Source organism: Streptomyces sp. NPDC044002 (genome assembly GCF_056434525.1).
In genome coordinates this window covers 20,729-40,650 of sequence record NZ_JBWKEZ010000024.1, presented here as the reverse complement: position 1 = coordinate 40,650, position 19,922 = coordinate 20,729, and the positions used below count along the sequence as shown (strand labels likewise).

18 protein-coding genes are annotated in these 19,922 nt (G+C 73.8%); 6 read left to right on the top strand and 12 right to left on the bottom strand.

Translation table 11 applies throughout. The features are described 5' to 3' along the window. Nucleotides 1–60: 60 nt before the first annotated feature. The 5 genes from AC07A6_RS19380 to AC07A6_RS19360 all read right to left on the bottom strand — a co-directional run bounded on the left by AC07A6_RS19380 (nucleotide 61) and on the right by AC07A6_RS19360 (nucleotide 6,766). The gene (locus tag AC07A6_RS19380; RefSeq protein ID WP_478777840.1) at nucleotides 61–1,587 is read right to left on the bottom strand and encodes an FAD/NAD(P)-dependent oxidoreductase; all 1,527 of its coding nucleotides are present in this window, start codon (nucleotides 1,585–1,587) and stop codon (nucleotides 61–63) included. Beyond that, complete coding sequence (locus AC07A6_RS19375) at nucleotides 1,568–1,879, bottom strand: (2Fe-2S)-binding protein (protein ID WP_478777839.1); 312 nt, start codon at nucleotides 1,877–1,879, stop codon at nucleotides 1,568–1,570. Before AC07A6_RS19375 ends, AC07A6_RS19380 begins: the two co-directional genes overlap by 20 nt. A gap of 167 nt (nucleotides 1,880–2,046) precedes the next feature. Then, nucleotides 2,047–3,201 (bottom strand): NAD(P)/FAD-dependent oxidoreductase, encoded by a 1,155-nt coding sequence (locus AC07A6_RS19370; RefSeq protein ID WP_478777838.1) that lies wholly within the window; start codon nucleotides 3,199–3,201, stop codon nucleotides 2,047–2,049. Between the two features lie 92 nt (nucleotides 3,202–3,293). Then, nucleotides 3,294–5,684 (bottom strand): collagenase, encoded by a 2,391-nt coding sequence (locus AC07A6_RS19365; RefSeq protein ID WP_478777837.1) that lies wholly within the window; start codon nucleotides 5,682–5,684, stop codon nucleotides 3,294–3,296. A 185-nt stretch (nucleotides 5,685–5,869) separates the two neighbouring features. After that, nucleotides 5,870–6,766, bottom strand: coding sequence for a LysR family transcriptional regulator (locus AC07A6_RS19360; RefSeq protein WP_478777836.1), 897 nt, complete (start codon nucleotides 6,764–6,766; stop codon nucleotides 5,870–5,872). Between the two features lie 103 nt (nucleotides 6,767–6,869). Here AC07A6_RS19360 and AC07A6_RS19355 point away from each other — a divergent pair, with 103 nt between their 5' ends. Both AC07A6_RS19355 and AC07A6_RS19350 read left to right on the top strand, forming a co-directional pair. Further along, the gene (locus AC07A6_RS19355; RefSeq protein ID WP_478777835.1) at nucleotides 6,870–7,616 is read left to right on the top strand and encodes an SDR family NAD(P)-dependent oxidoreductase; all 747 of its coding nucleotides are present in this window, start codon (nucleotides 6,870–6,872) and stop codon (nucleotides 7,614–7,616) included. Between the two features lie 35 nt (nucleotides 7,617–7,651). Next, nucleotides 7,652–7,861, top strand: a complete 210-nt coding sequence (locus AC07A6_RS19350; protein ID WP_386270637.1) for a tautomerase family protein — start codon at nucleotides 7,652–7,654, stop codon at nucleotides 7,859–7,861. Between the two features lie 9 nt (nucleotides 7,862–7,870). Here AC07A6_RS19350 and AC07A6_RS19345 read toward each other — a convergent pair whose 3' ends face one another. Together AC07A6_RS19345 and AC07A6_RS19340 are read right to left on the bottom strand one after the other, a co-directional pair. Further along, nucleotides 7,871–8,269: a RidA family protein gene (locus tag AC07A6_RS19345; RefSeq protein WP_478777834.1), complete on the bottom strand. Its 399-nt coding sequence runs from the start codon at nucleotides 8,267–8,269 to the stop codon at nucleotides 7,871–7,873. Then, nucleotides 8,266–9,390, bottom strand: a complete 1,125-nt coding sequence (locus AC07A6_RS19340; RefSeq protein WP_478777833.1) for an acyl-CoA dehydrogenase family protein — start codon at nucleotides 9,388–9,390, stop codon at nucleotides 8,266–8,268. The genes AC07A6_RS19345 and AC07A6_RS19340 overlap by 4 nt, the downstream gene beginning before the upstream one ends. Nucleotides 9,391–9,538: 148 nt before the next feature. On the opposite strand from AC07A6_RS19340, the gene AC07A6_RS19335 reads away from it, so the two are divergent. From AC07A6_RS19335 to AC07A6_RS19325, 3 genes are all read left to right on the top strand, one after another. Further along, entirely contained in the window at nucleotides 9,539–11,158 is a 1,620-nt protein-coding gene (locus AC07A6_RS19335) for an AMP-binding protein (protein ID WP_478777832.1), read from the top strand. 4 nt (nucleotides 11,159–11,162) lie between these two features. Then, nucleotides 11,163–11,969 carry a PaaX family transcriptional regulator gene (locus AC07A6_RS19330; RefSeq protein ID WP_362461130.1) on the top strand — a complete coding sequence of 269 codons (807 nt, stop codon included), beginning with the start codon at nucleotides 11,163–11,165 and terminating at the stop codon, nucleotides 11,967–11,969. A gap of 298 nt (nucleotides 11,970–12,267) precedes the next feature. After that, nucleotides 12,268–13,107 carry a GNAT family N-acetyltransferase gene (locus AC07A6_RS19325; RefSeq protein WP_478777831.1) on the top strand — a complete coding sequence of 280 codons (840 nt, stop codon included), beginning with the start codon at nucleotides 12,268–12,270 and terminating at the stop codon, nucleotides 13,105–13,107. Between the two features lies 1 nt (nucleotide 13,108). Here the strand turns inward: AC07A6_RS19325 and AC07A6_RS19320 are convergent, their stop codons facing one another. Next, nucleotides 13,109–15,370 carry a bifunctional salicylyl-CoA 5-hydroxylase/oxidoreductase gene (locus AC07A6_RS19320; protein ID WP_362461124.1) on the bottom strand — a complete coding sequence of 754 codons (2,262 nt, stop codon included), beginning with the start codon at nucleotides 15,368–15,370 and terminating at the stop codon, nucleotides 13,109–13,111. Between the two features lie 4 nt (nucleotides 15,371–15,374). After that, the gene (locus tag AC07A6_RS19315; RefSeq protein ID WP_362461121.1) at nucleotides 15,375–16,202 is read right to left on the bottom strand and encodes an enoyl-CoA hydratase family protein; all 828 of its coding nucleotides are present in this window, start codon (nucleotides 16,200–16,202) and stop codon (nucleotides 15,375–15,377) included. A 255-nt stretch (nucleotides 16,203–16,457) separates the two neighbouring features. On the opposite strand from AC07A6_RS19315, the gene AC07A6_RS19310 reads away from it, so the two are divergent. Then, entirely contained in the window at nucleotides 16,458–16,880 is a 423-nt protein-coding gene (locus tag AC07A6_RS19310) for an ATP-binding protein (protein ID WP_478777830.1), read from the top strand. A gap of 85 nt (nucleotides 16,881–16,965) precedes the next feature. Here AC07A6_RS19310 and argF read toward each other — a convergent pair whose 3' ends face one another. The 3 genes from argF to AC07A6_RS19295 form a co-directional block, all read right to left on the bottom strand. After that, the gene (gene argF / locus AC07A6_RS19305; RefSeq protein ID WP_386270624.1) at nucleotides 16,966–17,976 is read right to left on the bottom strand and encodes an ornithine carbamoyltransferase; all 1,011 of its coding nucleotides are present in this window, start codon (nucleotides 17,974–17,976) and stop codon (nucleotides 16,966–16,968) included. A gap of 139 nt (nucleotides 17,977–18,115) precedes the next feature. After that, on the bottom strand, nucleotides 18,116–19,342 hold the full coding sequence (locus AC07A6_RS19300) for an arginine deiminase (protein ID WP_362461112.1): 1,227 nt from the start codon (nucleotides 19,340–19,342) through the stop codon (nucleotides 18,116–18,118). A gap of 55 nt (nucleotides 19,343–19,397) precedes the next feature. Further along, nucleotides 19,398–19,901: a hypothetical protein gene (locus AC07A6_RS19295; RefSeq protein WP_007267137.1), complete on the bottom strand. Its 504-nt coding sequence runs from the start codon at nucleotides 19,899–19,901 to the stop codon at nucleotides 19,398–19,400. Nucleotides 19,902–19,922 lie beyond the last annotated feature (21 nt).

The window sequence follows — 19,922 nt, the reverse complement described above, 5'->3', positions numbered from 1 at the left end:
GTGGTGTGTGACATTTTACTAGTGGGTGTGAGCCGGCCACAAGGGTCCGGGCGGACCCGATCAGTGGCCCGGGGTGGGAAGTTCGGCGTCCGGAGGCGAGGACCGTTCCAGAGCCGCGAGGTGGCGCAGCGGGACCGGGCAGGACAGGGGGCGCCGGTCGGGTGCCGGGGCTCCGCCCGCCAGGGCCGCCACGGCCGGACCGCACATCCGGCCCTGGCACCAGCCCATTCCGGCCCGGGTGAGCAGTTTGACCGTACGGGCGTCCCGCGCCCCAAGGTCCTGGACCGCCTCGCGGATCCGGCCGGCCGGGACCTCCTCGCAGCGGCACACGTCCGTCTCCTCCCGCAGCCAGCCGGTCCAGCCGGGGCCGGGGCGGTGGGCGGCGGCCATCGCGTCGGCGAAGGCGCGCAGCCGGGCGCGGCGGCGGACGAGGGCGCGGGGTGCGACGGCGCCTCCGGCGGGGGCGCGGGCGGTGACCACCCGGGCGGCGAGCACGCGGGCGGCGATCGCGTGCGCGGCGATCTCCCCCTCCGTGAGGGCGAGTTCGGCGCCGCCGATGCCGCCGGTCTCGCCGGCCGACCAGATGCCGGGGACGGAGGTGCGCTGCTCCGCGTCCACGTCCAGGGCCGGCGTGCCGTCGGCGGTCTCGCGGGTGGCGCAGCCGAGGCCGGTGGCCAGTTCCAGCTGCGGCACCAGGCCGTGGCCCACCGCGAGGGCGTCGCAGGGGATCCGGCGGGCGGTGCCGGGCAGGGGGCGCCAGTCGCCGTCGAGGCGGGTGACGGTGACGGCCTCGACGCGGGTGGTGCCGTGCGCCTCGGTGACGGCGTGCCGGGTGAGCAGGCGGACGCCGTGGCGCAGCAGGGCGCCGCCGTACGTGGCGCCCTCGACGAGCTTGGCGGGGTTGCGCAGGAGGGCGGGGGCCTGCGGGGCGTACGCGGTGTACGCGGCGGCCTCGACGACCGCGGGCACGGTGGCTCCCGCGGCGGCGAGGGAGCCGGCCACGGCCAGGAGGAGGGGGCCGGAGCCGGCGACGACGACGCGGCGGCCCGGCAGGACGAGGCTGTTCTTCAGCATGGCCTGGGCGCCGCCGGCGCCGACGACTCCGGGGAGGGTCCAGCCGGGGAACGGCAGCTGGCGCTCGTAGGCGCCGGTGGCGAGGAGGACGTGGCGGGCGCGGAGGGTCGCGGGGGTCTCGTCGGGGCCGTGGCCGGCCAGCGCGTGGAGGGTCCAGCCCTGCTCCCCGTCCGGGACCACCGTCCAGACGTGGTGGGCCGGGAGGTAGCGGATGCGGCCCGTCTCCCGGTGGGCGCGGAGGGCGGCTTCGCGGGTGGCGAAGGCGCGCCAGCCGTGGTGCAGGGCCTGGGGGCGGGCGGCGCCGAGGGCGGGGGCGGGGTGGCGGTAGTACTGGCCGCCGGGGCGGTCGGCGGCGTCGAGGAGGGTGACGCGCAGGCCGAGGCGGGCGGCGGTGACGGCCGCGGCCAGGCCGGCGGGGCCCGCGCCGATGACCGCCAGGTCGGCGGGGGCGGTGGGGTCGGTGTGGTCGGTGTGGTCGGTGTGGTCGGTGTGGTCAGACGGCGAGGTCGGCATGGCCGGTGCCTTCCTGGGTGGTGACGGAGTCCCCGGGGCGGGCGGGGACGAGGCAGGCCCGCTGGTTGGGGCGGCCGTTGACGGTGACGAGGCAGTCGTAGCAGGCGCCGATGCCGCAGAACGCCCCGCGGGGGGTGCCGCCCTCGCGGGTGGTGCGCCAGGCGAGGATGCCGGCGGCCCAGAGGACGGCGGCGATGGACTGGCCTTCCTGGGCCGGGAGTTCACGGCCGTCGAAGCGGATCGGGTAGGCCGCCGCCGGGCTGCCGCCCACCAGCTCGCGGGGGCTGCGCATCAGGGGGTCTCCTCGGGGTTGGTCGGTGCCTTGGCCCTGGCCGGGCGGGGATGCGGTGGGGCGGGGTCGGTGCCGGGGTGGGGTGCCGTCCGGGACGGGCTTCGATGTTCGGCGCCCGATCCGTGACCGACCTGCCGGGCGGCACCGCGCGCCGAAATCATCTCGTTTTAGTCCCGGACGACACCCCACCCCGGCCCCGCCCCCTCCTGGAACCGGTCCGGACGGAAGGGGGTGAGGGGGAGGCGGGGTTCTGTGCCGGTGAGGGACTCTGCGATGAGGGCTCCCGTCGCGGGGGCCAGTCCGATGCCCGCGCCCTCGTGGCCGCAGGCGTGCAGGAGGCCCGGCACCCTGGGGTCGGGGCCGATCGCCGGGAGGTGGTCCGGCAGGTAGGGGCGGAAGCCGTGGTAGGTGCGCATGACGCGGACGTCCGCGAGGAAGGGGAAGAGGGCTGCGGCCTGGGCGGCGAGACGGCGGAGGGCCTCGGTGGAGAGGGTGCGGTCGAAGCCGACGCGTTCGCGGGTGGCGCCGATGAGGACCGGGCCGGAGGGGGTGCCCTCCACCACTCCGGAGGACTGGAGCGCTGCGGAGTCGCTGGCCACGTCGGCGACGTAGTCGGCCGCGTAGACCTTGTGCCGGACCACAGGAGGGAGGGGTTCTGTGACCAGGACGAAGCCCCTGCGGGGGAGGACGGGAAGGTCCGTTCCGGCGAGAGCCGCGATGGTGCCGGCCCATGTGCCCGCCGCGTTGACGACGTTGGGCGCGTGGAGGGTCCGGCGGGGGGTTCGGACACCTCGGACCTTGCCCGAGTCCACGAGGATGCCGGTGACTTCCTCCCCCAGGTGGAGTTCGGCGCCCGATGCCTTGAGGAGGCGGGCCGCCGCCTGGGCGGGCTGGACCTGGGCGTCCTGGGGGTAGTGGAAGCCGCCCGCCAGGCCCGGGGCCAGGTGGGGTTCCAGGTCGTACAGGGCGTCCGGGCCCGCCTCGGCGGAGACGACCCCGGCGGCGCGCTGGCCCTCGGCGAAGTGGCGCAGGGCCTTGAGGGTGGTCTCGTCGGGGGCGACGACCAGGCCGCCCTTGGCCTCGTACTCGATGGCGTGCGGGAGTTCGGCGGCCAGGTCCCGCCAGAGTTCCGTCGAGAGGAGGGCCAGGTCGAGTTCGGGGCCGGCCGGCTTGTCGGAGACGAGCAGGTTGCCCTCGCCCGCGCCGGTGGTGCCGCCCGCGACGGGGCCGCGGTCCACCACCGCCACGGAGAGGCCGGAGCGGCTCGCGTAGTACGCGCACGCGGCCCCGACGACGCCGGCGCCAATGATCACGACGTCCATGGTCAGTAATATGTCACATTCTTTTGAGGGTGCCTAGGGTGGCCCGGCCGACCCCGCCCCCCGTTCAGGTACGGGGCCGGCCGGGCGTGCGGTCAGCTGCGGAGCGGGCCTTCGCAGCTGTAGGAGGAGGTGCCCGCCGCCTTGTTGTCCCAGATCTCCACCGGGCCGAAGGAGCAGTTCATGTCGGCCAGGTTGTTGGAGGCGGCGCCCGCCCGGTCGAGGATGAAGTAGTCCACCGTCTCCGACATGTCCTTGAAGTTCTGGTCGTCGCTGCGCCAGTTCTTCAGGTTGGCGGTGATCCGGCCGGTACAGGTGAAGCGGCGCTTGCCGGGATCGCCGTTCTCCACGCAGTCGGGCGTGTTGTACGTGGCCGTCGCGAAGGAGGACTTCACCGAGGCGAGCGCCGCGTCGCGCAGCTGCTCGTTCGGGGTGAAGGTGGTGTTCGGTACGTAGAGCTGGTCCACCTTGGCGATCTGGGCGTCCAGGAAGCGGTTGTAGTCGCGCTGGAGGTAGGTGTCCGCGCCCGTGCGGTGGCGCCACGCGTCGTACCCGGCGACGTCGTTGGCGCGCAGGTACCCGTACATCTCGCGCAGCAGCGAGGGCTTCTCGGTCCACAGGAACTCGAAGAAGGTGCCCGCGTAGCTGTAGAAGCGGAAGCCGTCGCCGTCGTAGGTGGCGTTGAGCAGCTGCTCGACGGTCATGCGGGGGCCGCCGCCGGCGGTGTCGTTGATGATGCTCTTGACCAGGGACTTGCGGACGGCGATGCCGTTGTCGCGGGTGGCGCCGTCGAAGAACTCGGCGGTGCCCTCGTCCATGGCGGTCGTGCGGTCGCCCTCGTACCAGGGGCCCTGGCCGAAGGAGCCGGGGACGGCGAAGCGGCCGTTGAGGTAGTGGGTGTACTCGTGGCGGAAGAGCTCTTCCAGGGTGAGGGAGGAGTCCTGCGGGACGCGGCGCTGGTAGGTGTAGAAGGTGGCGCCGTTCTCGATGTAGATGCCGCCGTTGTTGGTGCCGTAGCCGGTCAGGATCGGGTGGTAGTTCTCGTAGTCGGCGCGGGAGGCGTACAGCACGATGTTGAGGGTGCTGTTGGGGTCCCCGGCGAGCGGCTGGTCGGTGCCTACCACGCGGTGGAACTGCGTCTTGACCTGCTTGCTGGCGTAGTAGAGCTGGTCGACGGTGGCCTTGTCGAGGGCGGTGCGGACCTTGATGGCGCCGTTGTCGTAGCTGTAGGTGTACGGGAAGAGCTGCTTCTCGATGTCCTCCTTGCAGACCCCGTACGGCTTGCAGGCGTCGTAGAAGTTGAGCCAGGAGACGAGCTTCGCCCACGCATCGGTGCCGTGGCCGGACTTGACGCGGTCCAGCATGGCTCCGAGGTCGGCGACGACCTGGTCCCTGAGGCCCTCCACCTGGCCGAAGCGGGCGTACTCGCTGAGGGCGTCGCGCACCACCCAGGCGTTGCCGGTGCCCTTGAGGTGGGTGTAGTCGGCGAAGGCCTTGAAGGCGGCGCGGTACGAGGCGTCCCCCGCGACCGCCGCGTGGAAGGCCGTGTCCTGGTTGCCGGGGTAGACGCCCAGGTAGTTGGTGGAGAGGGCGGCGAGGACGGCGCCGGCCCAGCCGGCGTCGAGGTTGGTGGCCGGGTGGGCCGGGTCCATGGTGGCCAGGACCTTCTTGATCAGGCCGATCTGGTGGTGGCGCAGGCCCGGGCCGGCGGCATAGAGGGCCTCGCGCAGGGTGCGGGCGTTGGACGGGGTGACGTCGAAGGTGCGGGCGGCGTTGCCGAAGTCGTCGATGGCCTGGCGTATCGCGGCGGTGGTGGGGGCGTCGGTGACGTCGATCTCGTCGCGGGAGAAGTCGTGGTAGGCGACGGCGTGCAGGTAGGTGAACATCTCCTCCAGGTGGGAGGAGTTACGGCCGTCGTGGGCGGCGGCCAGGCCGGATATCCGGCGGGAGACGGCCTGGACGTGGGCGTCGGACATGACGGGCGCCAAGCGGGCGTCCCAGGTCCAGATCAGGCCGCGCAGGCAGCCGTCGGCGGTGACGGCCTGGTCGCCGAGGAAGTCGGCGAACTGCTCCGGGGTGAGGTTCTTGATCCCGTCGAGGGTGCAGGGGACGCCGGCGGCGACGCTCTTGGCGGTGGGCGCGGCCTGGGCGGACCGGCGGCTCTTCTCGGTGCGTTCGGCGGCCGCGGTGGAGCCCGGGGCCTCCACGGCCGGGGCGGCGCCGGGCACCCGTCCGTCGGTGACGGCCCCGCCGCCGGGGGCCGGGGCGGGCGCCGGGACGAGCGGCTGGGCGTCGGCCCGGCGGTCGACCTCGTCGAAGGGGTTGGGCGCCGCGTCGGCCGCCCGGCCCTGGACTCCGGCGGAGAAGGTGCCGGTGGGGGTGGTCCGTTCCGCCGCCTGCGTCGCGGCCTGGCCGGCGGTGGCGAGGAGGGTAACCGTGACGGCGGTGGCGAGGAGAGACGTACGCACAGCTCTGTGCTGGAACACCGATGACTCCTGTTGGGAGGGAGGTGGGGGAAAGGTGCGAACTGCCCTGCGTCACGCGGCGTTTGACGGGGATTAACGTGCCGCGGTGTGAGCTGTAACATAGTAATGTGAAATTGCACTGACAAGACCTATGCGCACACCAGTTCAGTACTTCTTGAGGGAACCTCCGGCCGGACGCCCGCCCGCTAGGCCTTCAGACAGGCCAGGAGCTCCTCGACGAAGCCCTCCAGATGCGGCGGGTGGGGGCCCGGCCGGGTGGCGCAGAACCAGGTCCGGGTCAGCGGCCGTTCACCGATCCGGACCAGCGCCAGGCCGTGCGAGGCCGCGTACGGGGCGGCCGTCCAGTTGGGCAGCACCGCCGCCCCCTGGCCGCCCGCCACCATCTCGACCACCAGGTCGGTCACCACCGGCATGGTGGTGATCCGGCCGGGCCGGGCGCCCGCCGGGATCGGCAGCGGCTCCGCGGGGATGCGCCGCTGGTCGTAGAAGTCGTAGAGGACCAGGTCGACGCCGTCGAAGTCGCCGGCGGTCAGGTGCGGGAGCGCCGCCCAGGGGTGTCCGGCGGGCACCACCGCCACCATCTCGTCCTCGAAGAGCCGGGTCAGGGTCACCCGGTCCATCTGCGCGTCCGACTTGGTGACGAGCGCGACGTCGACCCTGTCCGCGAGCAGCGCCGGGATCGGGGCGTCGTCGGGGACGGTCTCGATCCGCACCTCGATGTCCGGCTCCCGCTCGCGGTAGGCCCGCAGCACGGGCGGCAGCCACGGAAAGGTGGTGCTGCACTGGGCCGCGAAGCGCACCCTCCGGTCGCGGCCGTCGCGGATGTCGCGCAGGTCCCGGCCGGCCGACTCCAGCTCGTCGAGGACGCGGCGGGCCGTGACGAGCATCCGGCGGCCGGCCGCGTTGGGCACCAGGCGGCGGCCCTTCCGGTCGAAGAGACGCATCCCCAGGCGGTCCTCCAGCCGGGTCAGCCGCTGGCTGAGGGCGGGCTGGCTGACGTAGAGCCGCTCGGCGGCGGCGGTCAGGGAACCCGTCTCGGCGGTGGCGTCGAGGAGTTCCAGGTCACGCAGGTCCACATCCATAACCGTGGATTATCACATGCTCCAATTTCCGTCGTGGTGTTATCGGTTGGGGGCCCATACGTTTCCGGTACCGCCCACGAAACCTCCTGGAAGGCACCCGGACATGACCGACACCACCACCCGCCGCACCGCCCTGATCACCGGCTCCTCCAGCGGCATCGGCCTGGACATCGCCCGGGCCTTCCTGGCCGACGGCGCCAACGTGGTCCTCAACGGCCGCGACGCCGACCGCCTCGCCAAGGCCGCCGCCGACCTCGGACACCCCGCGCGCACCGCGTGGGCAGCGGGGTCCATCGCGGCGCCGGAGACCGGCGAACTGCTCGTGCGCACCGCACTGGAGCGCTTCGGCCGCATCGACGTGCTGGTCAACAACGCCGGCGTCTTCGCCTCCAAGCCGTTCACCGAGGTGACCGAGGAGGACCTCGACGTCTTCCTCACCGGCAACCTCAAGGGCACCTACCTCACCACGCAGGCCGTCGTGCGGGCCCTGCGCGCCCAGGGCACGGGCGGCAGCATCGTCAACATCGGCACCACCCTCGTGGACCACGCCATCGCCGGCTTCCCGGCCTCCGCCCCGGTGGTCAGCAAGGCCGGCGTGCACGCGCTGACGACGAGCCTGGCCGCCGAACTCGCCGCGGACGGCATCCGCGTCAACCTGGTGGCCCCGGGGATCATCCGCACGCCCCTGCACTCCGGAGCCGACGTGGACTCCTTCGGCGGCCTCGCCCTGCTGGACCGGGTCGGGGAGGTCGCGGAGATCTCCGAGGCGGTGCTCTACCTGGCCGGGGCCTCCTTCGTCACCGGCCACGCGCTGCGCGTGGACGGCGGCCACGTCACCGGCCGCCCCTGACCCACCCCGCCCGAACCCACGGAAGGACTTCCGACATGCCGTACGTGAACGTCAGGATCACCCGCGAGGGAGCCACGGCCGCCCAGAAGGCCGAGATCATCGCCGGTGTCACCGACCTGCTGGTCAGGGTCCTGGACAAGGACCCCGCCACCACCTTCGTCCTCATCGACGAAGTGGCCCTGGAGGACTGGGGCGTGGGCGGGGTCACGACCGACGAGTACCGCCGCCGGGCGGTGAAGGGGTAGCCGGCGGGACTACGGGAGCACCGCGATGCCGTCCAGTTCGAGCCGGGCCTCGGTGTCCCACAGGCGGACCACCCCGACGACCGCCATCGCCGGGTAGTCGCGGCCCGCGAGACGGCGCCAGATGCGGCCCAGTTCGGCGGCGTGCGCGCGGTAGGCCTCCACGTCCACCGCGTACACCGTCACCCGGGCCAGGTCGGACGGGTGGCCGCCGGCCGCGGCGAGGGCGGTCAGCAGGTTGGCGAGGGCCTGCTCGAACTGCTCGGGCAGGCTGTCGCCGACCACCTTCCCGGCGCCGTCCAGCGCGGTCTGGCCGGCCAGGAAGACGATCCGCGAGCCGGTGGCCGACACCGCGTGGGAGAAACCGGTGGCCGGGGACAGCTCCGGGGGGTTGAGGCGTTCGGGGCTCATCGCGCCGCCACCCCCCGGTAGAGCTCCTTGGCGATGATGGTGCGCTGCACCTCGCTCGCCCCCTCGTAGATCCTGGGCGCCCGCACCTCCCGGTAGAGGTGCTCCAGCAGGTGGCCCCGGCGCAGGGCGGCCGCACCGTGCAGCTGGACGGCGTGGTCCACCACGTACTGGGCCGTCTCCGTGGCGAGGAGCTTGGCCATGGCGGCCCGGCCCGGCACCCCGGGCGCGCCGCTGTCGTACGCGCCGGCCGCCGCGTACACCAGCAGCCGGGCGGCCTCGGTGCGGGTGGCCATCTCCGCCACCCGGTGCGCGACCGCCTGGAGGTCGGCGAGCACCCCGCCGAAGGCGGTCCGGCCGGCCGTGTGGGCCACGGTCGCGTCGAGCGCGGCGCGCGCCATGCCGACCGCGAAGGCGCCCACGCTGGGCCGGAAGAGGTTCAGGGTCTCCATCGCCACGCGGAACCCCTGCCCGGGCCCGCCCAGCACGTCCTCCGGGCCGACGGGCACGCCGTCGAAGGCGAGCGAGCCGATCGGGTGCGGGGAGAGCATCTCCAGGGCCTCGCCGGTCAGTCCCGGGCGGTCCGCCGGGACCAGGAAGGCCGTGATGCCCTTCGCCCCCGCTGCCTCACCCGTACGGGCGAAGACGGTGTAGAAGTCGGCCTCGGGGGCGTTGGAGATCCAGCACTTGGCACCCGTCAGGCGCCAGCCCGGCCCGTCCGCCTCCGCCGTCAGGGCGAGGGCCGCGGCGTCGGAGCCGGCTCCCGGCTCGCTCAGTGCGAACGCCGCCACGTGCCGGCCCGCCCGGACCCCCGGGAGCCACCGCTCCCGCTGGGCGGCGCTCCCCGACCGGAGCACCGGGTGCGCGCCGAGCCCCTGGAGGGCCAGGGCCGTCTCCGCCTCCGTGCAGCCGTAGGCGAGGGACTCCCGCAGCAGGCACAGCTCCAGCGCCCCCGAAGTGAAGACGCGCTCCAGCAGGCCCAGTTCCCCCAGCTCGGCGAGCAGGGGCCGGTTCACCCGTCCGGGCTCGCCCTTCTCGGCGAGCGGCCGCAGCCGCTCCCGCGCGAGGGCGCGCAACCGGCCGCACCATTCCTCTTGTTCCGCCCCGAGCGCGAATCCGGCCATCCGAATGCCCCCAAGTCCCGTCGACCAAGTCCCGTCGACACTCTTATCGCGTCCTGTTGACTGCCGTCACCATCACGATACGCTCGGAGAGCTATCGCACGGCCGGCTCCACCACAAATTCCGGACGTTGCAAGGGGGCGAACCCGCCTTGGAGCTCAAGCCATCCGCTCACGCCGACACCTTTGCCCGCGACCACCTGCCGCCCGCCCACGCCTGGCCGCAGCTCCTGTTCGAGCTGCCCGAACTGGCCTACCCGGACCGGCTCAACTGCGGCACCGAACTGCTCGACGCCACCATCGCGCGGTTCGGACCGGACCGGCCCGCCTTCCGCGACGGCGCCGGCGGGGTGTGGTCGTACGGGGAGCTCCGCGAGCGCGTCGACGCCCTCGCCCACGTCCTCACCATCGACCTCGGCGTCGTCCCCGGCAACCGGGTGCTGCTGCGCGGGCCCACCGGCCCCTGGCTCGCGGCCTGCTGGCTGGCGGTGATGAAGGCGGGCGCGGTGGCCGTCACCGTACTGGCCCAGCAGCGCGCCCAGGAACTGGCCACCGTGTGCGCCATGGCGGAGGTACGGCACGCCCTGTGCCACGCCGACGTCCTCGACGACCTGGCCAAGGCCGAGGTGCCCGGACTGCGGATCACCCCCTACGGCGGCACGGCCGAGGACGACCTGCTGCGCCTCGCCGAGGCGCACACCGGGCCCTACCCGGCCGTCGCGACCTCCGCCGACGACGTCGCCCTGATCGCCTTCACCTCCGGGACCACCGGCCGGCCCAAAGGCTGCATGCACTTCCACCGCGACCTCCTCGCCGTCGCCGACACGTTCTCCCGCCGCGTCCTGCGGCCGCGCCCCGACGACGTGTTCGCGGGCAGCCCCCCGCTCGGGTTCACCTTCGGCCTCGGCGGACTGGTCGTCTTCCCGCTGCGCGCCGGCGCCAGCGCCCTGCTGCTGGAGCAGGCCACTCCCCGGGTGCTGCTGCCCGCACTCGCCGAACACCGGGTCACCGTGCTGTTCACGGCGCCCACCGCCTACCGGTCGATGCTGGACACCCTGGGCCCGTACGACACGGGCGCCTACGACCTGTCGGCGCTGCGCCGCTGCGTCTCGGCCGGCGAGAACCTGCCCGCCGCGACCTGGCGGGCCTGGCACGAGCGCACCGGCCTGCGGATCATCAACGGCATCGGGGCCACCGAGCTGCTGCACATCTTCATCTCCGCCGCCGACGAGGACATCCGCCCCGGCACCACCGGCCGGGTGGTGCCCGGCTGGGAGGCGCGGGTGGTGGACCCCTCCGGGCGGCCCGTCGCCGACAACGAGCCGGGGCTGCTGGCGGTGCGCGGACCGGTCGGCTGCCGCTACCTCGCCGACCCCCGGCAGAGCGAGTACGTCCGGGACGGCTGGAACCTCACCGGCGACACCTACGTCCGCGACCCCGACGGCTACTTCCGCTACGTCGCCCGCGCCGACGACATGATCATCTCCTCGGGCTACAACATCGCCGGCCCCGAGGTCGAGGAGGCCCTGCTGCGCCATCCGGACGTGGCGGAGGCCGCCGTCGTCGGCCGCCCGGACGAGCGGCGCGGGCAGATCGTGGTGGCGTACACCGTGCCCCGCGACGGGGCGGTGCTGACGGAGGAGGCCCTGCGGGCCTTCATGAAGGGGGAGCTGGCCCCGCACAAGTGCCCGCGCTCCTTCGTCTTCCTGCCCGCGCTGCCACGCACCCCCACCGGCAAACTCCAACGCTTCCGGCTCCGCGATCTAGAGTGAACCCGTGGTCGAGCAGCACACTCCGCGATCCCTGATCGTCACCTTCTACGGCGCCTACGGGCGGTCCTTCGAGGGCGCCGTCCCGGTGTCCGCCCTGGTCCGCCTGCTGGGCGCGGCCGGCGTCGACGCGCCCTCCGTCCGGTCCTCGGTGTCCCGGCTCAAGCGGCGCGGGTTCCTCGTGCCCGCGAAGGCCGCCGACGGTTCGGCCGGGTACGAGCCGTCCGAGGAGGCCCGGCTGCTGCTGGAGGACGGGGACCGGCGGATCTACCAGGCCGTGCCGGTGTCCCCGGAGTGGCTCGTCGCCGTGTTCTCCGTACCGGAGCAGGAGCGGCACAAGCGTCACCTGCTGCGCTCGCGCCTGGCCCGGCTGGGCTTCGGGGCGGTGGCGCCGGGGGTGTGGATCGCCCCCGCCCAGCTGGCCGAGGAGACCGGACACACCCTGGAGCGGCTGCACCTGACGGGGTACGTGGAGCTCTTCCGCGGCGCCCACGCCGGTTTCGCCCCCACCGCCGAGTCGGTGGCCCGCTGGTGGGACCTGACCGCCCTGGCCAAGCAGCACGAGGAGTTCCTCGACCGGCACGAACCGGTCCTGCGCGCCCTCCAGCAGGGCCCCGAGCCCACCCCCGAGGCCGCCTACCGGGACTACCTGGCCGCCCTGGACACCTGGCGGCGGCTGCCCTACGCCGACCCGGGCCTGCCCCGCGCACTGCTCCCGGCGGACTGGCCGGGCGAACGCTCCGCGGCCGTCTTCGCCGAGCTCCACACCCGGCTGCGCGACCTGGGCGCCCGCTTCGTACGGGAACGGCCGTAGCGGCGCGGGGCCGGCGCCCCTGCCGTGCCCCACCCGGATGACCTGCGCGTGCCCGTGCACGTGTGTGCTGTTCATGGTTCCTCCTCGTCCAACGGCTGACGGCTGACGGCTGACGGCCGGCCCGGCCGGCTCCTGCTCGCATTCCCAAGATCCCAGCGGCCGTGGGCCCGCTCCTCCCCCGTGCGGGGATACCTCCTCCCCCACGCAGGGGAGCGCACGCCCACCCCTGCGCGCCCACCACCGCGCGCCCACCGGAAAACCCGGTGCGGCAGCCTCCGGGGGCCCGCCACGATGGGGCATGACATGGACCTTCAGCACTGATCTGGCGGCCTATCTGGCCGCCGCGCGCCCGGCCGTGGCCGCGCAGCCCGTCGTCAACACCACCCTGCTGACCGTCGCCGACGCCCTGGAGCGGCGGGGCCCCCGGGCCTTCGGCGACTCCGACCCCCTCTTCGGCTGGTGGACCGGCCCGGACGGGTCCGTGGACGGGGCCCTGCTGCACACCCCGCCGTTCCCGCTGCTGCTCGGCGCCGTGCCCCCCGAGGCGGTCCGGGCGCTGGCCGACGCACTCGGCTCCGACCCGCTGCGCGGCCGCGTCGGCGGGTTCAACGCCCGCCGCGACGACGCGCAGGCGCTGGCGGCGGCGTGGGGGACGCCGGCCCGCGTCGTGGAGGAGCTGCGCCTGTACCGGCTGGGCACCCTGGCGGCACCCGACCCCGCCCCGGCGGGCCGGGTCCGGACCGCCGCCGAGCCGGACCTGCCCCTGCTGCTGGAGTGGATCGAGGCCTTCGACCGGGAGTGCGGCATCCCCGCCAGCCCCTCCGAGGCCCAGCTGCTCTACCGGATCTCGTACGGCGGGCTGCTGCTGTGGGAGCTCGACGGCCGGCCGGTGTCGCTGGCCGGCTTCTCCCGCCCGATCGGCGGCGCCTCCCGCGTCGGCCCCGTCTACACCCCGCCCGCCGACCGGGGCCGCGGCTACGCCGCCGGGGTGACGCACGCGACGAGCCGGGCCGCGTACGCCGCCGGGGCGGCCGAGGTGCTGCTCTTCACCGACCTGGCCAACCCCACCAGCAACGGGGTCTACCAGCGCCTGGGCTACGCCCCGGTGGAGGACCGGGTCGTGCTGGAGGCGGTCTGAGCTATCCCTTGCCGGTCGGGGGCCTGCGGCTGCCGGCGCGGTAGGGGGCGGGCCACGGGGCGCCGGGGCCCGCGTAGCCCTGTTCGGCGGCCGCGTGCAGCGTCCAGTGCGGGTCGTACAGGTGCGGGCGGCCGAGCGCGCAGAGGTCGGCGCGGCCGGCCAGCAGCAGGGAGTTGACGTCGTCCCAGGAGGAGATCGCGCCGACGGCGATGACGGGGACGCCGAGGGCGTTGCGGATCCGGTCGGCGTAGGGGGTCTGGTAGGAGCGGCCGTACTCCGGGGCCTCCTCGGCGACGACCTGTCCGGTGGAGACGTCGACGGCGTCGGCGCCGTGGGCGGCGAAGGCGGCCGCGATCCGTTCGGCCTCCTCGGGGGTGGTGCCGCCGGGGGCCCAGTCGGTGGCGGAGAGGCGGACCGTCATCGGCCGGTCGGCGGGCCAGACCTCGCGGACGGCGTCGAAGACCTCCAGGGGGAACCGGAGCCGGTTCTCCAGGGGGCCGCCGTAGGCGTCGTCGCGGTGGTTGGTGAGCGGGGAGAGGAACCCGGACAGCAGGTAGCCGTGCGCGCAGTGCAGTTCCAGCAGGTCGAAGCCGCAGTCGGCGGCGCGGACGGCGGCGGCCGCGAAGTCGGAGCGGATCGCGGCGAGGTCGGCCGCCTCCAGGGCGCGCGGGACGGCGGAGACCCCTGCCTTGTAGGGCAGTGCGGAGGCGGCGACGAGGGGCCAGTTGCCGTCCGGGAGCGGTTCGTCCATGCCCTCCCACATCAGCCGGGTGGAGCCCTTGCGGCCGGAGTGGCCGAGCTGGACGCCGAGGGCCGTACCGGGCGCGGAGGTGTGGACGAAGTCGGCGATCCGCTTCCAGGCGGCCGCCTGCTCCGCGGTCCACAGGCCGGCGCAGCCGGGGGTGATGCGGCCTTCGGCGCTGACGCACACCATCTCCGTCATGACGAGCCCGGCTCCGCCGAGGGCCCGCCCGCCCAGGTGGACGAGGTGGAAGTCGCCGGGGACGCCCTCCCGGGCGGAGTACATGTCCATCGGCGAGACCACGACGCGGTTGCGCAGGGTGAGTCCCCGCAGGGTGAACGGGGTGAACATGGGCGGGGTTCCCGTGCCGTCGGCGTCCTCGGGGCAGCCGAAGTCGCGTTCCACCGCCCGGGTGAACCGTTCGTCGCGCAGCCGCAGGTTGTCGTGGGTGACGCGGCGGCTGCGGGTGAGCAGGTTGAAGGCGAACTGCCGGGCGGGCTGGTCCACGTACCCGGCGAGGTCCTCGAACCAGCGCATGCTGGCGGCGGCGGCGCGCTGGGTGCTGGCCACGGCCGGGCGCCGCTCCTCCTCGTAGGCGGCGAGTGCGGAGGGGACGTCGGGCAGCCGGTCGAGGGCTTCGGCGAGGGCGAGGGCGTCCTCGACGGCGAGTTTGGTGCCGGAGCCGATGGAGAAGTGGGCGGTGTGCGCGGCGTCGCCGAGCAGCACCACGTTGCCGTGCGACCAGTGCTCGTTGACGACGGTGCGGAAGCGGGTCCATGCGGAGCGGTTGCCGCGCAAGGGCCGTCCGTGCAGGGCCTCGGCGAAGGTCTTGGCGCAGCGGGAGGCCGATTCGGCCTCGTCGCACAGGTCGAGCCCGGCCGCCCGCCACACCTCTTCCCGCATCTCGACGATGACGGTGGAGGCGTCGGGTGCGTACGGGTAGCCGTGCAGCTGCATGACCCCGTGTTCGGTCTCCGCGATCTCGAAGCGGAAGGAGTCGAAGGCGAAGTCGGCGGCGAGCCAGACGTACCGGCAGCGTCCGGGGGTCTCGGTGGGCCGGAAGTGCGCGGCGCCGCTCGCTCGGGTGGCGCTGTGCACCCCGTCGGCGGCGACCACCAGGTCGTAGGCGCCGGCCAGGGCGAAGGCGTCGGGGGCGTCGGCGCGGAAGCGCAGGCGCACGCCGAGGCCGGCGCAGCGTTCGTGGAGGATCTCCAGGAGCCTGCGGCGGCCGAGGGCGGCGAAGCCGTGGCCGCCGGAGGTCAGCAGCCGGCCGCGGTGGACGACGTCCACGTCGTCCCAGCGGACGAACTCGGCGGCGAGGGCGGCGTGGACGACGGTGTCGGCGCGTTCGATGCCGCCGAGGGTCTCGTCGGAGAGCACCACGCCGAAGCCGAAGGTGTCGTCGGGGGCGCCCCGTTCCCAGAGCTCCACCGCGTGCCCCTGGCGGGCCAGCAGTGCGGCGGCGTAGAGCCCGCCGGGTCCGCCGCCGACGACGGCGGCCCTCAGGGTGCTCGCGGACATGCGGCTACCTGCCCTTCCACTCCGGGGGCCGTTTCGCGGTGAAGGCGGCGTGGAACTCGGCGTAGTCCTGCCCGTTCATCAGCAGGGCCTGGGTGTTGGCGTCGAGTTCCACCGAGGCGGCCAGGGGCATGTCCAGCTCGGCGGTGAGCAGGGCCTTGGTCTGGGCGTGGGCGAGGGCGGGGCCGGCGGCGAGGCGGGCGGCGAGTTCGGCGGCGCGGGCGTCGGCCTTGCCCTCGTCGACGAGTTCGCTGAGCAGGCCGATCCGTTCGGCCTCGGCGGCGCGTACGGGCTCTCCGAGCATCAGCAGCCGGGTGGCGTGGCCGAGGCCGACGACACGGGGCAGCAAGTAGGCGGCGCCCATGTCGCCGCCGGAGAGGCCGACGCGGGTGAAGAGGAAGGCGAAGCGGGCGGAGGGGTCGGCGATCCGGAAGTCGGCGGCGAGGGCGAGGACCGCCCCGGCTCCGGCGGCCACCCCGTGCACGGCGGCGATCACCGGGAAGGGGCATTCGCGGATGGCGCGGACGACCTGGCCGGTCATCCGGTTGAAGTCGAGGAGCTGGGCGGTGTCCATGGCGAGGGTGGCGCCGATGATCTCGTCCACGTCCCCGCCGGAGCAGAAGCCGCGGCCCTCGCCGGCGAGGACGAGGGCGCGCACGGAGCGGGTGCGGGACAGTTCGGCGAGCAGATCGCGCAGGTCGGCGTAGGCGCCGAAGGTGAGCGCGTTCAGCTTCTCGGGGCGGTCGAGGGTGACGGTGGCGACGCCGTCCTGCCGGGCCACCCGCAGGTGGCGCCACCGTTCGGTCTCTGGTGTGGAACCGGTGAAGGGGCTCACACCACCGAAGCTATCACCGAATCGTGACTGCCGTCAGAGAAACGCGACAAGTGGTGCCCGGACGGCGGTACGCGGCGGCGGGGAGCCGCACGGGACGGCACTCGCGGTGCGGCACACGGGGCGAAGGTCCCCGGCCTCCCCCGACCTCGTGCCCCGGTATTGCGCCGGGGGGCCCTACGGGCGCCCCGGCCCGGTCCGTATCGTTGAATCCGGGACTTCCCCCCACACCCCCCCTCACGGAAGGACGGATCCGCCGTGCACGACACCTCCGCCTGGCGGATCGCCCTCCCGCACACGACCGCCGCCGTGCCGATGGCCCGCGCCCTGATCCGCACCGCGCTCACCGACCCCGAACGGTGCCCCGACAGCGACACGGCGGAGCTGCTGACCGCCGAGCTGGTGGCCAACGCCGTCGAGCACACAACCGAGGGGGCCCCGATCGAGCTGGTCGTGGAGCTGCGGGCCGGCGGCTGCCAGGTGGAGGTGCACGACGGGGACCCGCAGCCTCCGGGCGACCTCGCCGCCGGCCGCCCCGGGCCGCAGCCCGACCCGTGGCAGGAGGGCGGCCGCGGGCTGCTGCTGATCAGGGCCCTCAGCTCGGCGTGCGGCCACCGGCGCACCGCGCGCGGCAAGGCCGTCTGGTTCACCCTGCCGAGCCGGGCGGCTGCGACCGCCTGATCCTCCGCCGCCCCGTGGCTGCGGCCGCAGCCGCAGCCCGCAGCCCGCAGCCCGCAGCCCGCAGCCCGCATGAGTATGCGGCCGGCTACGCGGCGGGCCCGGCGAGCGTCGCGACGAGGACGGCCTTGATGGTGTGCAGCCGGTTCTCGGCCTCGTCGAAGACGACGGAGTGCGCGGACTCGAACACCTCGTCCGTGACCTCCAGCGAGTCCAGGCCGTGCCGCTCGTGGACCTCCCGGGCCACCTTGGTGCCCAGGTCGTGGTAGGCGGGCAGGCAGTGCAGGAACTTCACGTCCGGGTTCCCGGTCGCGCGCAGCACGTCCATGGTGACGGCGTACGGGGCCAGGGCCGCGATCCGCTCGTCCCAGACCTCCTTGGGCTCGCCCATCGAGACCCAGACGTCCGTGGCCACGAAGTCGGCCTGCGCCACGCCCTCCGCGACCTCCTCGGTGAGGGTGATCCGGGCCCCGCCGGCGGCGGCGAGCTCGCGGGCCCGCGCCACGACGTCCTCGGCCGGCCAGTAGGCCTTCGGCGCGACGATGCGTACGTCCATGCCCAGCAGGGCGCCGGTCACCAGGTACGAGTTGCCCATGTTGAAGCGGGCGTCGCCCAGGTAGGCGAAGGAGATCCGGTCCAGCGGCTTGGTGCTGTGCTCCGTCATCGTGAGCACGTCGGCGAGCATCTGGGTGGGGTGCCAGTCGTCGGTGAGGCCGTTGAAGACGGGCACGCCGGAGTGGGCGGCCAGCTCCTCCACGGCCTGCTGGCTGTCCCCCCGGTACTCGATGCCGTCGAACATCCGGCCGAGCACCCGCGCCGTGTCCCGGACGGACTCCTTGTGGCCGATCTGGGAGCCGGAGGGGTCGAGGTAGACGGTGTGGGCGCCCTGGTCGGCGGCGGCGACCTCGAAGGCACAGCGGGTGCGCGTGGAGGTCTTCTCGAAGATCAGCGCGAGGTTCTTCCCCTGGAGCCTGCGCTGCTCGGTCCCGGCCTTCTTGGCCGCCTTGAGTTCGGCTGCGAGCTCGACGAGGCCGCGGAACTCGGCGGCGGTGAAGTCGAGCTCCTTGAGGAAACTGCGGCCGAAGAGGTCGGTGGCCATGGGGACGCTCCAGAGTGGCGCTGACAGGGGATGCTGGAAGTCTATACGATCCTCTGCATTGATATACGGAACAGTGGATCACATCACACGCCGGCCGTCACACGCAGGCCGTCACACCTCAACCGTCACACGCCGGCCGTCACACCGCGTCCCGCTCCACGGGGCAGCTCATGCAGCGCGGACCGCCCCGGCCGCGCCCCAATTCGCTGCCGGGGATCTCGATCACCTCGATGCCCTCCTTGCGCAGGTGGGTGTTGGTGGTGACGTTCCGCTCGTAGGCGACGACCACCCCCGGCTCCACGGCCAGCACGTTGCACCCGTCGTCCCACTGCTCGCGCTCCGCCGAGTGCACGTCCTGCGTGGCGGTGAGCACCCGCACCTTGTCCAGGCCGAGCGCCGCGGCGATGGCCCGGTGCATGTGCTCCGGCGGGTGGTCGCTGACCCGCAGCTCGCCCGCCCCCTCGCCGGGCCGGATCGTGTAGGAGCGCAGCATGCCGAGCCCGGCGTACTGAGTGAACGTATCTGCGTCGACCATCGTCATCACCGTGTCCAGGTGCATGAAGGCCCGCCGCTTGGGCATGTCCAGGGCCACGATGACGGAGGCCGAGCCGGCCGCGAACAGGCCCCGGGCCAGCATCTCCACCGCCTGCGGGGTGGTCCGTTCGCTCATCCCGATCAGCACGGCACCGTTGCCGATGACCAGGACGTCCCCGCCCTCGATGGTCGAGGGGTAGTCGGCCTGCCCCTGCGACCAGTAGTGGAAGGGGCCGGAGCCGGTGAACAGCGGGTGGTGCCGGTAGATCGCCTCGAAGTGCACGGTCTCGCGCTGGCGGGCGGGCCAGCGCATGGCGTTGATGGACACCCCGTCGTAGATCCAGGCGGAGGTGTCGCGGGTGAAGAGGTGGTTGGGCAGCGGCCCCAGCAGGAAGCCGTCCATGTCGAGGGCGTGGAAGCGCACCGAGACCGGCTCGGCGTGCCGCTCCAGGTACTCCCTCTTGGTCATCCCGCCGACCAGGGCCTCCGCGAGGGCGGCGGAGGGCAGCCCGTCGAAGACCGCGCGCAGGTGGTCGGTCGCGAGCGGGCCGTACTCCTTCTCGTCGAAGACCCGGTCCAGGACGAGGTGCCGCGCCTCGGGCACGTCGAGGGCCTCGCGGAGCAGGTCGCCGAAGAGGTGGACGGCGACACCGCGGTCCCTCAGGACGTCCGCGAACCCGTCGTGCTCCTGGCGGGCCCGGCGCACCCACAGCACGTCGTCGAAGAGCAGGGCGTCCTTGTTGCTCGGTGTGAGCCGCTTCAGCTCCAGGTCGGGCCGGTGGAGGATGACGCGGCGCAGCCGCCCGGTCTCGGAATCGACATGGAATCCCATGCCGTACACATTCCCAGACCGGGCGGCTTTGCGACCCCGCCTCGGCCGTACCCGGTCAGCGCAGGCCGAGAAGTGCCGTCGGGGTGCCGATGACGTCCGGGGCGGCCAGGCCCAGCTTCGGGACGGCCAGGTTGGGGACGCCGTTGTTGCTCGCGTCCGGCATCGTCAGCGGGGCGCCGACGACCGCACCGGGGGTGCGGGTGAGCAGGGTGGTGGCCGGGGACTCCAGGGAGCCCTCGCCGTCCGTCTCGGGCTCGCCCATCAGGTTGGGCACCGCCGACGCGACGCGGGTGGCCCCAAGGTCGGCGGCGATCGGCACCACCGGGAGCAGTGGGGTCGGCAGCAGGTCGCCCTGGTGGAACCGGGGCGCCTCCGGGGCGCCGACCAGCGGCACCGGGACCCCGGTGGCCAGGTGCGGGGCCGGCACGCCCAGCGTGGTCTCCACCGCCTCCAGCGGGACACCCACCGGGACCGAGTCGGCCACGGCCGGGGAGGCCGCGCCGGCCGCGGCCATACAGGTCATGAGCGCCGCAATGCTTCCGCGCGCGGTCATCTTCATAGGTGACGTTCCGTCCTTCCT

Excerpts from the sequence above, each read along its gene's own strand:
- AC07A6_RS19380 (WP_478777840.1), bottom strand. The coding sequence starts at position 1,587 with ATGCCGACCTCGCCGTCTGACCACACCGACCACACCGACCACACCGAC.
- AC07A6_RS19375 (WP_478777839.1), bottom strand. The coding sequence starts at position 1,879 with ATGCGCAGCCCCCGCGAGCTGGTGGGCGGCAGCCCGGCGGCGGCCTAC.
- AC07A6_RS19370 (WP_478777838.1), bottom strand. The coding sequence starts at position 3,201 with ATGGACGTCGTGATCATTGGCGCCGGCGTCGTCGGGGCCGCGTGCGCG.
- AC07A6_RS19360 (WP_478777836.1), bottom strand. The coding sequence starts at position 6,766 with ATGGATGTGGACCTGCGTGACCTGGAACTCCTCGACGCCACCGCCGAG.
- AC07A6_RS19355 (WP_478777835.1), top strand. The coding sequence starts at position 6,870 with ATGACCGACACCACCACCCGCCGCACCGCCCTGATCACCGGCTCCTCC.
- AC07A6_RS19350 (WP_386270637.1), top strand. The coding sequence starts at position 7,652 with ATGCCGTACGTGAACGTCAGGATCACCCGCGAGGGAGCCACGGCCGCC.
- AC07A6_RS19345 (WP_478777834.1), bottom strand. The coding sequence starts at position 8,269 with ATGAGCCCCGAACGCCTCAACCCCCCGGAGCTGTCCCCGGCCACCGGT.
- AC07A6_RS19340 (WP_478777833.1), bottom strand. The coding sequence starts at position 9,390 with ATGGCCGGATTCGCGCTCGGGGCGGAACAAGAGGAATGGTGCGGCCGG.
- AC07A6_RS19325 (WP_478777831.1), top strand. The coding sequence starts at position 12,268 with ATGACATGGACCTTCAGCACTGATCTGGCGGCCTATCTGGCCGCCGCG.
- AC07A6_RS19320 (WP_362461124.1), bottom strand. The coding sequence starts at position 15,370 with ATGTCCGCGAGCACCCTGAGGGCCGCCGTCGTCGGCGGCGGACCCGGC.
- argF (WP_386270624.1), bottom strand. The coding sequence starts at position 17,976 with ATGGCCACCGACCTCTTCGGCCGCAGTTTCCTCAAGGAGCTCGACTTC.
- AC07A6_RS19300 (WP_362461112.1), bottom strand. The coding sequence starts at position 19,342 with ATGGGATTCCATGTCGATTCCGAGACCGGGCGGCTGCGCCGCGTCATC.
- AC07A6_RS19295 (WP_007267137.1), bottom strand. The coding sequence starts at position 19,901 with ATGAAGATGACCGCGCGCGGAAGCATTGCGGCGCTCATGACCTGTATG.